Genomic DNA, 12,944 nt, shown 5'->3' on the forward strand with positions numbered 1-12,944 from the left:
AAAAAATATTTAATTCATAAAAAGTATTAAGTTAAAATTATGTAAAAATTTAACAAAAAATTTACTTGATATATTATAAAAAAAGCCGAAAATAAAATTCATAAATGAGGGCAAAACTCTTAATTTATGATGAAAAAGCATATGAGACAGCATTTATTTAATGAATTTTGTTTGTAACTGTTTTATGATTGGGACATAGACGCGTAGGTTTTATATTTTATACAAAATATTATGAAATTTATATGTTATACTATTTAAAAGGAAAGTAAAAATATGTTACTAAAAGAACTTAGTATTGTTCTTAATGACAAATTGGAGGGGATTAACATGAAAATAACTGAAGGATACATGCCTTTTGAAGGTTCTAAAACTTACTATCGTATAGTAGGAGAATCAACAGAAGGAAAGAAACCATTAGTGCTACTTCATGGAGGGCCAGGTTCTACACATAATTATTTTGAGGTATTAGACAAAATAGCTGAAACTGGCAGACAGGTAATAATGTATGACCAAATTGGATGTGGGAACTCATTTGTAGAAGGCCATCCTGAACTATTTAATGCTGATGTTTGGATAAAAGAGCTTATGGAGCTTAGAAAGCATCTAGGACTTGAAGAAATTCATTTATTAGGGCAATCTTGGGGTGGAATGCAAGCTATTTGGTATGCTATAGAGTATAAACCAAAGGGAATTAAATCATATATTCTTTCATCTACGCTTTCTTCTGCAAAACTGTGGGAAGAAGAACAAAAAAGAAGAATTTCATATATGAATAAAGCTGATCAAGAAGCATTACTTGAGGCAGTAAATTCTGGAGATTATTCTAGTGAGGAATATAACAATGCACTTGATAAGTTTATGGAAATGCATTGTGCAGGTAAGGTAACTGAAAATGATCCTGAGTGTTTAAGAAGACCTAAGAAATCAGGTTCAGAAGCATATGTTGTAGGATGGGGTAAAAATGAATTTTCTCCTACAGGAACTCTTTCTGGATATGAGTTTACAGATAGATTAGATGAAATAAAAGAACCATGTTTAATAACTAGTGGGTCTAGAGATTTATGCTCACCATATATTGCAAAGACTATGTATGATAAAATACCTAATAGTGAATGGGAATTGTTCCAGTACTCAAGACATATGCCTTTTGTTGAGGAAAACGATAAATACATAGAAGTTTTAACTAAATGGTTAGACAAAAATGACTAAAATTATAGATAATAAAAAATAGATTAAGCAGGATATGCTTAATCTATTTTTTATTATCTATAAGACAACAGATAGTAATTATTTATAATAATTACTATCTCTAAGTATTTGTGCTTGTTTACGATTAATCAGAAATTGTTTTAATTCAGTTAAGCATAAAAATAAAATAGCTCTATTTTCAAACTCACTTCTACTTATAGGTAGTGGCTCATTTTTCATACTAATCATTAACCTGTTTAATTCATCAAGAAGCTGATTTACAGTTTCCGATTCAAATGAAGCATGACCAATTTTATGTATAAAAGCAGATAAAATATGCGCTTGCGGAGGAGCACAACTTAATTGTGATACATGAGTATACAAGTTTTCTAATATATCCCTCTGACTTTTAATAATATCCATGTGATCTAGAAAAAACTTAGTATCACTCAATAAACTATTATTAATATTGTCATAAGCCTCAGAAATACTGCTACTAATAAGCGTATTTAGAGTATTTAAATCAAAAGTATATTTATTTTCTTTGTTGGGATTTACGATAATGTCTGCTATATCTATAAGTACGGTACTTACTTCATTTTGTAGTTTTCTTTGACCTTCATAGATTTTGTTTATGTTTGTAGGAATATACATATTTATAATAACTCCTATTCCAGCACCTATAACAAATATTCCAGCTTCATTTAAAATTAAGCTAGTAGAAATATCACCTTTCATGAAGTAATGAGAGGCAATAACTACACACATAGCGATAACATCTTGAATTTTTAATAAAAAACAGATAAATATAATTATGAATATAAATATTGAAAATGAAACTAAATGGTATCCTAAAGTATTAAAACATAAGTATGAAAAAATTGTGCATAGGAAAAATCCATATATTTTTCCAATAGTACCTTTAAGTGTTTCTTTTTTAGTATTTTTTACTGTTAGCAAAACTATAACCCCAGCTACCATTGAATATTCTAAATTTAATAACCAAGCAATAAATATGGCTAAGGAACTTCCTAAGGATAATTTTATTATTTTAAGCGTATTAATTTTATTCAAGTATAAACCTCCTTTGGATAAATCTACAATTTACATTTTATCATAAAAATTATCTACTTTAATACAAAACAAGCTAATATGTATTTATTTGTTTGATAATTAATGATAAAGTTTAACTATAAGTAATATGGAAAGGAGGAGTATATTATATGATTAGAAAATTAACAAATATAGATATAGATAAAATAATGGATATATGGCTAGAAAGTACTGTGAAGGCTCATAACTTTATATCTAGAGAATACTGGGAAAATAATTATAAGGTTGTAAAAGATGTATATATACCCATAGCAGATACATTTGTATATGAAGAAGAGGGAGAAACAAGAGGATTTATAAGTATTATAAATAATGAATTTATAGGAGCGTTATTTGTTGATGTAAAATTTCAAGGTATGGGTATAGGAACTAAATTAATAGATTTTTCGGTTGAAAAATACAAAAAGCTTACTCTAGCAGTATACAAAGAAAATAAAAAATCAGTAGAGTTTTATAATAGAAAAGGCTTTGAGATAATTGAAGAAGGATTAAATGAAGACTCTGGATACACAGAATACATAATGAAAAATAAAATATAGATTGTGGCATTATATTAAAATACAGATATAAATATAAAACACATATTATACAATTTGGAGGAACGATATGATAGCAAATGTTAAAATAGGTTTTATTGGCTTTGGAAACATGGCAAAGGCTTTAGCAGAAGGTCTTATTATAAAAAATGTTGTTAAGCCTAATCAGATTTACGCTTGTGCAAGAAATTGGGATAATCTATGTAAAAGTACTAAAGCAAATGGTATAAATGCATGCCAAACATCTCAAGAGCTAGTAAATGAAAGTGACATAGTTATTATTGCGGTTAAACCTAATGTTATACCAGCGGTAATTGAACCTATCAAGGAAATTTTAAAGGATAAAATCGTTGTTTCTGTAGCAGCAGGATATACATTTGATAAATATGAAGAGTTATTACTTCCAGGAACATCACATTTAAGCACAATACCAAATACGCCTGTATCAATAGGAGAAGGTATTATAGTTGCAGAAAAGCTTCATTCTTTATCTGATAAAGAATATAAACTAATAAATGATATATTTTCAAAAATAGCATTGTTAGAATTTGTTGATAGTAATCAACTGTCTATAGCAGGAACGATTAGTGGATGTGGACCTGCATTTGCAAGTATGTTTATAGAAGCATTATCAGATGCTGCAGTTAAACACGGATTAACACGTGAAGCATCTTATAAATTAGCTAGCCAGATGATTTTAGGAACTGGTAAACTTCAAATAGAAACAGGAGAACATCCTGGAGCGATGAAAGATGCAGTGTGTTCTCCTGGTGGAACGACTATATTAGGAGTAACTACACTAGAGAAAAAAGGATTTAGAGGAGCTATAGTTGATGCAATAGATGCAATCGAAGGAAAATAAAAAATAAAAACTAAATATAATAAGTAAATTAAAAAATATATAAAAAGGAAGTACTAGTTATGGAGAGTGCTTCCTTTTTATATTTTAAAAGATATAGGAATATAACTGAATTGTAATCATACAATTGATAAAAAAAATAATAAAAATACAAACATATTGAATGGAAATGGTAATTGTACTACACTTAAATTGATTTTATACAAGTTAAGGGGGAAAATTAAAATGAAAAATGGGTACAATTCAAATGGGGATTTAGCTCAAACTTTAAAAGGTGGAGTAATAATGGATGTAACGAATAAGGAAGAGGCGATTATTGCACAGAATGCAGGGGCATGTGCAGTAATGGCGCTTGAAAGGGTACCCTCTGATATTAGAAAGCAAGGTGGCGTAGCTAGAATGTCAGATCCAAATATGATAAAAGAAATACAAGATGCTGTAAGTATACCTATTATGGCTAAAGCAAGAATAGGACATTTTGTAGAAGCACAGATACTTCAAGCATTAAAAATTGATTTTATCGATGAAAGTGAAGTTTTAACACCTGCAGACAATATGTATCATATTAATAAAAATAGCTTTGAAGTTCCTTTTGTTTGTGGAGCAAGAAATTTAGGAGAAGCTTTAAGAAGAATTGGAGAAGGTGCTTTGATGATAAGAACTAAGGGTGAAGCTGGTACTGGGGATGTAGTTGAAGCTGTAAAACATATGAGGACTATGAATTCTGATATAAAGAGAATAGTTTCAATGGATGAAGAAGAGCTTATGAATGCTTCAAAAGAAATGGGGGCTCCGCACAATCTAGTTAAGTATGTAAATGAACATGGAAAGTTGACTGTAGTTAATTTTGCAGCAGGAGGAATAGCAACTCCAGCTGATGCAGCATTAATGATGCAATTAGGCTGTGATGGTGTATTTGTAGGATCTGGAATATTTAAGTCAAGCAATCCCCAAAAAAGAGCAGAAGCGATAGTAAAAGCTGTTAATAACTACAATAATCCTAAAGTGCTTGCTGAAATATCTGAAAACTTAGGAGAAGCTATGCATGGAATAGCTGTAGCAAGTTTAAAGGAAGAAGAGCAATTAGCTGTAAGATAATAAAAAATCATATAAAAAAATAAATTTTATTTACAAACATTTTCCCTAAGGCTAATATAGCTTTAGGGAATTTTATTTTAAATTTGTACAAATATTCTGTTTAAATTTGCGAAAAAAGTATATTAATATAATGAGAAATAAATATATATAAAATTAATCATATAAAGGAAAGGCATAATATGGAAGAAGCGAAAATCTTAAAAATGATAGATAATAACCCTAATATTATATCAACTATAAATAATCCAACAGAGGAAATGAAGTTGCTTGCAGTTAAAAAAAATGGTTTGGTGTTAGCTCATATAAAAAATCCAAATATAGAAATTCAAGAAGCCGCTATAAATAATAATATTAGAGCAATTAAATATATAGAAAATCCAAGTGAGGATATGATGATTAAAGCTATAAATTCTGGATGGAGCTTATTAGATTATATAAAAAATCCAACCGAAAAAGTTTTTAAATTAGCTTTAAATCAATCAGGGTGGGCAATTCAATATATAAAAAATCCAAGTGAAGAATTACAGTTACTAGCAGTTAAAAAAAATTATGATTCAATAAAATATATAAAAAATCCTTGTGAAAGTGCTCAGATAGAAGCAGTAAAAGCAAATTACGGGGCATTAAAGTATATAAATTCACCTACGTATGAAGCACAATCTATAGCAATTAAACAAAATGAAGCGTCTATTACATTCATAACAGATTTAGACAAGGATAAAATGTTAGATTTTTTAAAAATAAATATTTTAGTGATAAAATATATTTCAAGAGAAATATTGGAATATGAGTTAGAAGAAATTCTAAAACAAGTATTATCAAATGAAGCTGTTGAAGATAAATATGTAAGAGACTTTTTAAATTGTAATATTATAGATAGAAATAGTGAAAATTTCAAAATGGATAAGATTATGTTCATTTATAAATATGGAAGTAAAACAGCAAAAAAAATAGCTGTAGATGAAAAATTAAAGATGATTTAGGAGAGAGGCAGTATGAATTTTATAGATACATTAAAGAGTGTTAATTTAGTATTAGCTACAGGGGAAGTTCCTTTAGTAGTTGGAGAAAGTGGAATAGGAAAAACTGCATTAGCAAAAAAAATTGCTAAAGAAAATGATTGGAGTTTAATTGTTATAGATGGAAACTTGCTTAAAGAAGGTGAAATAGGAGGTCTTCCAACAGTAGAATCTTATGTAGTGCTTAATTCAAATGGAGAAAATATAGAAAAAAAAACTACCATATATGCAGTTCATAATAAATTAAGAGAAATTGATGAAGAAATAGCTAAAGGACGAAATGTTTTATTATTTATAGATGAGATAAATAGATGTGAACATACAGTACAACAAGAACTTATGAATCTTATATTAAACAGAGAAATAAATGGATATAAGTTAAATGACGAAGTTAAAATATTAGCTGCAATGAATCCATCAAGTAAATATGGTTCAGACTTTGATTATCAGGTTGTGGACATGGATGCAGCTCAAGAAAATAGATTTGTATGGTTAAATATGGAAGCAGACCATACACAGTGGATAAACTGGGCAATAAGAGAGGGTATCGAAGATAAAGTAATAGAATTTATATCTACTTTCCCTGAATATCTGCACAAGATAAATGATGAAGATGTTAGAGCAACTCCTAGAAGTTATGAGAGAGTTTCTAAAAGTTATACGATTTTTAAAGAACAAAAAGATTCAATACCTAGGTCTGTATTTTTAAATGTAATAAAAGGAAATGTAGGAAAAGTTATAGCTGAAGAGTTTATAAGCTTCATTGAATCAGATTGTAGTCCTTTGGTATCATATGAAGATATTTTTTTAGTAGAAACATTAGATTCAGAAATTATAGAAAAAGTAAAAAATGAAAGTCATACAAGGTTGTATCTATCAGCTATGAATATTTTAAAAAAGCTAGATTTAAATATAAAAGATAATAATGATTCAAAAGTTTATATAGATAGATTAATTGAGTTTTTAAAATTATATCCTATAGATTTAATGGTTGGAATCATGAAAGATATTAAAAGTAGCTATCCTGGATTATACAAAATAGCCATAGAAAATGAAAAATTTATAGAACTATATTTTGAATCTTATAGCTTAATAAGGGGATAGAGTATGGAAAATTATTTTATTAAACAAACAGAAAATCTTTATTATAGAGCAAATGAAATAATTAATCAATTTTCTATGTTAAAAGCTAATCGTAAAGGCGAAAAATTTGAGATAGATTTACCGAAAGACTTTAAAAATGAATTTTTTGAACTTATAGATAAAGTTAGCTTAAGTATCATGGAAGATAAAGATAACTTTTATGGATATTTTTTATTTCAAATGGGAAGAGAAATAAGGTTTGATATAAGTAGTCCTACTGCTGTGAACTTTAAAGGTGCAAAGTATGTTATATATTTTAATCCTTTAATATTTTTAAACCTTAACATGAGACAAATGGAAAGTACAATAAAGCATGAAATTCTTCATGTAGTATCAATGCATTTACTAAGAGCGAAAAAATTAAAAGGAAATTACAGTACTCTAGCTATAAATATGGCAATGGATATAGTTATAAATAAGTTTTTAAATAACCTACCTCCATATGCTACAACTTTAGAATCAGTAAATGTAAAATATTCTATGAATCTTGAGCCATATGAAACATTTGAATATTACGTAGAAAATATTCAAACTGAACTTAACTTGATGGAAAAAGATGATGAAGGTGAAGAAGATGATAGTAGTATAGGAGAAGATGTAGAAACTGAATATAGCCCTGAACATACTCATGATATATGGGAGGATTCAGAAGATATAGATGAAAAAACTTTTAAAGAATTTACTGAAAAATTTGCTAATAATGCTCAAAAAGGAAAACTCCCAGACTATTTAGAAGATATGATATCAGCTCTTAAAAATAGTAACGGTGAATTACCTTGGAATTTATATTTAAAAAAATTGATGGGAACAGTTGAAAGTAATAAAAAGAAGACCATAACAAGGCGAAATAGAAGACAGCCAAATAGATTAGATTTAAGAGGAGAACTTAGAGGTCATAAAGCAGAAATTGCAGTAGCGCTTGATATAAGTGGAAGTATTAGCGATGAAGAATTTAAACAAGCCATTAAGGAAGTACTAAATATAGTTAAAAACTATAATCAGGAAATTACTATAATTGAGTGTGATAATGAAATTAAAAGAACTTATAAAGTTAAATCTTATAAAGATATAAAGGATAGGCTTAAAATAAGGGGAGGAACTAGATTTTCACCAGTATTTAACTATTCAAATAATAAAAAAATCAACTTATTGGTGTACTTTACAGATGGGAAAGGCGAAGATAGGCTGCAAGTAATTCCTAAAGGCTATAAAATTTTATGGGTAATATCTGGACAAGGAGATAAATTATCATTAAAAAAGCCTTATGGAGCGGTTAAAAAACTTAGCAAGGTTAAAGTTAAAGAAACAACTATAGATATGAGTGATGTTCGGGATGATGGATATTCAATGAATAATCAAGCACCAATATTATAATAAAAGACACATTGATTTTTAATCAATGTGCTTTTTATTATACATTTAAAAAGTCTTAATTATATTTTATAAAGATAAAAGAATTCAATAAAATGACTATTTAGCTTAAGAATTATATAAATAAATGTTGGGGAATACTAAAGTAAATTGTAATTATAAAAAGGAGCAGATGAATAGATATGAGTAAAAAGTTAATGATTATTATTTTAGTTAGCATTCTTATTGTACCTTTTTCTTCTAAACTTGTATATGCACAAGATAGATATTATCCTAAGATAGAGAAACTACAAGGCAAAGAACAACTAATGAAAGAACTAAAGGAATTAAAAAGAATTAGAGATAATATGAGTACAATAAATATTTCAGCAGATTTAAACACAGAAGATTTAAATCGGATAAATCAATATATAGATACTTATTTAATACAACTCAATTCTGTTAGGCTAGATTTGGACAATCATAGAAATATTTACAAAGATTCTTTTTCAGATTTGTTTTTTTCAGAAGAAATTCAATTTATTGCAGATAGTTATATAATAAGCTTAAGACAACAACAAAACTTAATAAAGCAGTTATATAAAAATAATCCTGAAGCAAAGCGATTATTTGAATCTGATTACCTTACTCCAGCCTATTATTATATAACATTAGGAGATCAGATGTATGCATATATAGTTGATTATTTTGCTATTTTATAAAAGTTTTTGAAAGAAAAAAGACATGTTTTTTAACATGTCTTTTTTCTTTCAAAAATGTAATTTTTATGAAAGGTAGATAAATATTAATAAAAAGTTATTTATGATAATCTTATATATGAAATAAAGTCAAAGGAGAGAATATATGCAAAAGTTTAGTAGTTTTACACTTAAAATTATGGCAATTATATTTATGGCGATGGATCATATTTATACTTATTTTAGCCCTGCTGGTGTTGATATTCCTATATGGTTTGGATATTTAGGTAAATTAGCATCACCAATATTCTTTTATCTAATAGTAGAAGGGTTTTTCTATACGAGAAGCAGGACTAAATATATAACTAGAGTTTTTTCAATGGGAGTAGTTATGATAGGGGTAGATTTTTTAATTGGAATTCATAACAATATTTTCTTATCAATAGGATGCGCTTTAGTAATGCTTGTAGGAATAGATACAGCTAAAAATAAAGCAAATGAGTTAACTAAGAGAATAATAGGAGCTTTACTAGCTATTGTATTCATGGTTATAGGTGGATTATTTACTGAGTCATCTATATTTGGAGTAGCCATGGTATTAATATTTTATTTCTTTAGAGATAAAAAACTTATTATGTCTATATTATACATTGCAATGGGATTATTTGTTTTGATGAGTGCAATAGGACCAGATTTTATAGAAGCAGCAACACTATGGGATTATCAGTGGATGATGGTATTTGCAATAATTCCTATACTTATGTACAATGGTAAGTTAGGATTGAGCAATAAGTTTATAAAATGGATGTTTTACTGGTTCTATCCGATACATCTAATTGTAATTGTATCTGTAGCAAAATTAATAGCTAATTAATTTTAAAAAGGAAGTAATTTAAATTACTTCCTTTTTTATTTACAGAATTATAAAAAACATTTTAGGCATGTGGTTTTATTTTTAGGTAGTGTATTTAAAAATCCTGATATACTTAGATACCCCAAGCTATCAGTACCTATGAAATTTGCAATTTCATTTAAATTCATAGTTGAACCTATAAGTTCAGATTTTGATGTATTTATACCTAAACAACAAGGAGATGTAACTATAGGTGAAGCGACTCTATAATGAATTTCTTTTGCTCCTGCGTTTTTAAGAAGAGATACTATTTTTTTACAAGTAGTACCTCTTATTATTGAGTCATCTACGACTACGACTTTTTTATTTTTTACATTTTCTTTAATAACATTTAATTTCAAATTTACAGTTTCATATCTTTTACATGGGGAAGGTTTTATAAAACTTCTACCTAAAAAATTATTTTTAACGAACCCAGTGGTCAGAGGTATAGACGAAGCTTTAGAAAAGCCTAGTGCAGAGGTATTACCTGACTCAGGAACTGCTATTACAACATCTGCATCTACAGGATGTTCATGGTATAAGTTTATACCTGATTTAAACCTCGTGTTATAAACATTAACACCATCAATAATACTATCAATTCTAGAAAAATAAATATACTCAAAAGAACACGTCATACATTTACATAAGCTAGAAGTGTTAATAGTTTTTACTCCATAAATATCTATTTTAATAATTTCTCCAGGTAAAACATCTCTTATAAACTCTCCACCCAAAATATCTATAACACAACTCTCAGAACACACGATGTAGTCATCTTTAATCTTGCCAATGCAAAGAGGCCTTATACCATTTCGATCTCGAAATGCAAATAACTCATTCTTTGTGATTAAAACGCATGAAAAACCACCATCTAATTTGTTTATTGCTGAGTATAAAGATTCTTCAATAGAGTTTTTATAATGCTTTTTAATAAGTTTTAATATTACTTCTGAATCAGAGGTAGTATTGAAATTAAATTCTTTTAATTCATTTTTTAACTTTAAAATGTTAGTAATATTTCCATTATGAGCTAAAGCTATATTACAATTTGAATTATTATTAAAAATTGGTTGTGCGTTAAGTAAATTAATTTCACCAAAAGTAGAATAACGAACATGTCCTACTCCTAAATATCCATTTAAGTTTGGAGGTATGTGACGAGAAAAAACTTCATTAACCAATCCAACCCCTTTATAACCTTTGATTGACTCTTTATCCGAAAAAGCTACCCCACAACTATCTTGTCCTCGATGCTGAAGTGTGATAAGTGATGAGTATAAAGAAGAATGTAAATTAATTTTATTAGTAGAAAAAATACCAACAACTCCGCATTCTTCTTTATATTTATCCATACAGTCAGTCTGCATTTTAGTTATCAGCTCTTAATATGTTAATGTCTTTTCCTTGCATTATCTTATTCATATTTCGCATGGAACACATTTTTCCGCACATTGTGCAGCTATCGCTATGTTCAGGAGTAGATTCTTTTCTATATCTTTTAGCTTTTTCAGGATCTATACAAAGGTCAAACATTTTATCCCAATCGAGTTCTTGTCTAGCTTTACTCATATTATTATCCCAATTTATAGCACCAGGTATTTTCTTGGCTATGTCACCAGAATGAGCAGCTATTTTAGTTGCTATTATACCTTCTTTAACATCATCTAAATTAGGTAGTCTTAGATGTTCTGCTGGAGTAACGTAGCACAAAAAATCGGCACCAAAACTCGAAGCTAAAGCTCCGCCAATAGCACTTGTTATATGATCATATCCTGGAGCAATATCTGTGACTATAGGACCTAATACATAAAATGGAGCGCCGTGACACAATTTTTTTTCAAGAATCATATTTGCTTGAATTTCATCTAAAGACATATGTCCTGGACCTTCTATAATAACTTGAACATTTTGCTCCCAAGCTCTTAATGTTAACTCCCCTAAGATCATTAATTCTTTTATTTGACATGCATCAGATGCATCTTGTATAGATCCAGGTCTACATGCATCTCCAAGACTTAAAGTTAAATCATACTCTTTACATATTTCTAGTAGATCATCAAAATATTCAAAGAAAGGGTTTTCTTTATTGTTTAATTCCATCCATGCATACATTAAAGAGCCACCCCTTGAAACTATATTTGTAAGCCTTTTATTTCTTTTAAAAACAGAGGCAGTTTCTTTGTTTATACCAGCGTGTATAGTTACAAAGTCAACACCGTCTTTTGCATGTTTCTTAACAACATCTAAAAATTCTTTAGCTGTAATATCCTTTAACTCTTTATCATAAAAACCAACAGCGTCATAAATTGGAACAGTTCCAATCATAGCACTAGAATTAGATATAAGTTTTTTTCTGAATTCTTCAGTTTTTCCAAAAGAGCTTAAATCCATTATAGCTTCAGAATTCATATCTAAAGCTAATTGAACTTTTTTCATTTCTTCATCGATATCATAGCAATCCTTAGATATACCCAAGTTTACATTGATTTTTGTTCTTAAGTTTTTTCCAACGCCTTCTGGGTTTAAAGATGTATGATTTTTATTAGCTGGAATTACTATTTGTCCATTCGCAATTAAGTTTTTTAAAATTTCTATATCCATACTTTCTTTTTTAGCTACTATTTCCATTTCCTTTGTAGTAATTCCTTTTTTAGCAGCATCCATTTGAGTTGTGTAATTCATTTTTAAATCCCCTTTACTTTATATTGTATTTAAAAAATAAAAAAGAAGCTTTACCATAAGATAAAGCTTCTTTACCAAATATTATAAAATAGACTAAAAAATATAGTCATCATCATAATCTAAAAGAAAATAACTTTCCTACGGTAGTTCTAACTACTTCAGGTTCAAAGGGTTAATGGTACAATCCATCTCTCAGCCGAAAGTGGCACCCCTAGTTAAATATATTTAATTTTAAATAATAATAAATTTGTAACTTCAAAATCATTATAGTCTTAAAAATTTACTATGTAAAGGTTTTTTTGGAGCTTTTAATTTATAAAACCATAAATTAGATATTTTTAGTTTATTTAAAAAATTTAA

General features: G+C 28.1%; 12 protein-coding genes and 1 riboswitch. Of the genes, 9 read left to right on the top strand and 3 right to left on the bottom strand.

Translation table 11 applies throughout. The features are described 5' to 3' along the window. Positions 1 to 327 precede the first annotated feature (327 nt). A complete protein-coding gene (gene pepI / locus VN21_RS15535; protein ID WP_046824055.1) occupies positions 328 to 1,209 on the top strand; it encodes a proline iminopeptidase in 882 nt (293 codons plus the stop codon). 78 nt (positions 1,210 to 1,287) lie between these two features. On the opposite strand, the gene VN21_RS15540 is transcribed toward pepI, so the two are convergent. Next, positions 1,288 to 2,262: an aromatic acid exporter family protein gene (locus VN21_RS15540; protein ID WP_046824056.1), complete on the bottom strand. Its 975-nt coding sequence runs from the start codon at positions 2,260 to 2,262 to the stop codon at positions 1,288 to 1,290. Positions 2,263 to 2,411: 149 nt separating this feature from the next. Between VN21_RS15540 and VN21_RS15545 the strand changes: the two genes are divergently transcribed. From VN21_RS15545 to VN21_RS15580, 8 genes are all read left to right on the top strand, one after another. After that, entirely contained in the window at positions 2,412 to 2,840 is a 429-nt protein-coding gene (locus tag VN21_RS15545) for an N-acetyltransferase (RefSeq protein WP_046824057.1), read from the top strand. A gap of 67 nt (positions 2,841 to 2,907) precedes the next feature. Beyond that, entirely contained in the window at positions 2,908 to 3,699 is a 792-nt protein-coding gene (gene proC, locus VN21_RS15550; protein WP_046824058.1) for a pyrroline-5-carboxylate reductase, read from the top strand. Positions 3,700 to 3,921: 222 nt separating this feature from the next. Next, positions 3,922 to 4,794: a pyridoxal 5'-phosphate synthase lyase subunit PdxS gene (pdxS, locus tag VN21_RS15555; protein WP_046824059.1), complete on the top strand. Its 873-nt coding sequence runs from the start codon at positions 3,922 to 3,924 to the stop codon at positions 4,792 to 4,794. A 179-nt stretch (positions 4,795 to 4,973) separates the two neighbouring features. Continuing rightward, on the top strand, positions 4,974 to 5,777 hold the full coding sequence (locus VN21_RS15560; RefSeq protein ID WP_046824060.1) for a hypothetical protein: 804 nt from the start codon (positions 4,974 to 4,976) through the stop codon (positions 5,775 to 5,777). Positions 5,778 to 5,789: 12 nt separating this feature from the next. After that, complete coding sequence (locus VN21_RS15565; protein WP_046824061.1) at positions 5,790 to 6,917, top strand: ATP-binding protein; 1,128 nt, start codon at positions 5,790 to 5,792, stop codon at positions 6,915 to 6,917. A 3-nt stretch (positions 6,918 to 6,920) separates the two neighbouring features. Continuing rightward, positions 6,921 to 8,330, top strand: a complete 1,410-nt coding sequence (locus tag VN21_RS15570; protein ID WP_046824062.1) for a vWA domain-containing protein — start codon at positions 6,921 to 6,923, stop codon at positions 8,328 to 8,330. Positions 8,331 to 8,509: 179 nt separating this feature from the next. Further along, on the top strand, positions 8,510 to 9,028 hold the full coding sequence (locus tag VN21_RS15575) for a hypothetical protein (RefSeq protein ID WP_046824063.1): 519 nt from the start codon (positions 8,510 to 8,512) through the stop codon (positions 9,026 to 9,028). Positions 9,029 to 9,170: 142 nt separating this feature from the next. After that, positions 9,171 to 9,878 carry a TraX family protein gene (locus tag VN21_RS15580; protein WP_046824064.1) on the top strand — a complete coding sequence of 236 codons (708 nt, stop codon included), beginning with the start codon at positions 9,171 to 9,173 and terminating at the stop codon, positions 9,876 to 9,878. Between the two features lie 47 nt (positions 9,879 to 9,925). On the opposite strand, the gene purF is transcribed toward VN21_RS15580, so the two are convergent. Continuing rightward, positions 9,926 to 11,254 (bottom strand): amidophosphoribosyltransferase, encoded by a 1,329-nt coding sequence (gene purF / locus VN21_RS15585; protein WP_226896725.1) that lies wholly within the window; start codon positions 11,252 to 11,254, stop codon positions 9,926 to 9,928. Positions 11,255 to 11,270: 16 nt separating this feature from the next. Continuing rightward, entirely contained in the window at positions 11,271 to 12,584 is a 1,314-nt protein-coding gene (thiC, locus tag VN21_RS15590) for a phosphomethylpyrimidine synthase ThiC (protein WP_046824066.1), read from the bottom strand. Positions 12,585 to 12,702: 118 nt separating this feature from the next. Beyond that, positions 12,703 to 12,807, bottom strand: a riboswitch (TPP riboswitch). Positions 12,808 to 12,944: the final 137 nt, after the last annotated feature.

Origin of the sequence: Paraclostridium benzoelyticum, from assembly GCF_001006285.1 — a bacterium.
In the GTDB taxonomy this organism is placed as follows: domain Bacteria; phylum Bacillota; class Clostridia; order Peptostreptococcales; family Peptostreptococcaceae; genus Paraclostridium; species Paraclostridium benzoelyticum.

Excerpts from the sequence above, each read along its gene's own strand:
- pepI (WP_046824055.1), top strand. The coding sequence starts at position 328 with ATGAAAATAACTGAAGGATACATGCCTTTTGAAGGTTCTAAAACTTAC.
- VN21_RS15545 (WP_046824057.1), top strand. The coding sequence starts at position 2,412 with ATGATTAGAAAATTAACAAATATAGATATAGATAAAATAATGGATATA.
- proC (WP_046824058.1), top strand. The coding sequence starts at position 2,908 with ATGATAGCAAATGTTAAAATAGGTTTTATTGGCTTTGGAAACATGGCA.
- pdxS (WP_046824059.1), top strand. The coding sequence starts at position 3,922 with ATGAAAAATGGGTACAATTCAAATGGGGATTTAGCTCAAACTTTAAAA.
- VN21_RS15560 (WP_046824060.1), top strand. The coding sequence starts at position 4,974 with ATGGAAGAAGCGAAAATCTTAAAAATGATAGATAATAACCCTAATATT.
- VN21_RS15565 (WP_046824061.1), top strand. The coding sequence starts at position 5,790 with ATGAATTTTATAGATACATTAAAGAGTGTTAATTTAGTATTAGCTACA.
- VN21_RS15570 (WP_046824062.1), top strand. The coding sequence starts at position 6,921 with ATGGAAAATTATTTTATTAAACAAACAGAAAATCTTTATTATAGAGCA.
- VN21_RS15575 (WP_046824063.1), top strand. The coding sequence starts at position 8,510 with ATGAGTAAAAAGTTAATGATTATTATTTTAGTTAGCATTCTTATTGTA.
- VN21_RS15580 (WP_046824064.1), top strand. The coding sequence starts at position 9,171 with ATGCAAAAGTTTAGTAGTTTTACACTTAAAATTATGGCAATTATATTT.
- purF (WP_226896725.1), bottom strand. The coding sequence starts at position 11,254 with ATGGATAAATATAAAGAAGAATGCGGAGTTGTTGGTATTTTTTCTACT.
- thiC (WP_046824066.1), bottom strand. The coding sequence starts at position 12,584 with ATGAATTACACAACTCAAATGGATGCTGCTAAAAAAGGAATTACTACA.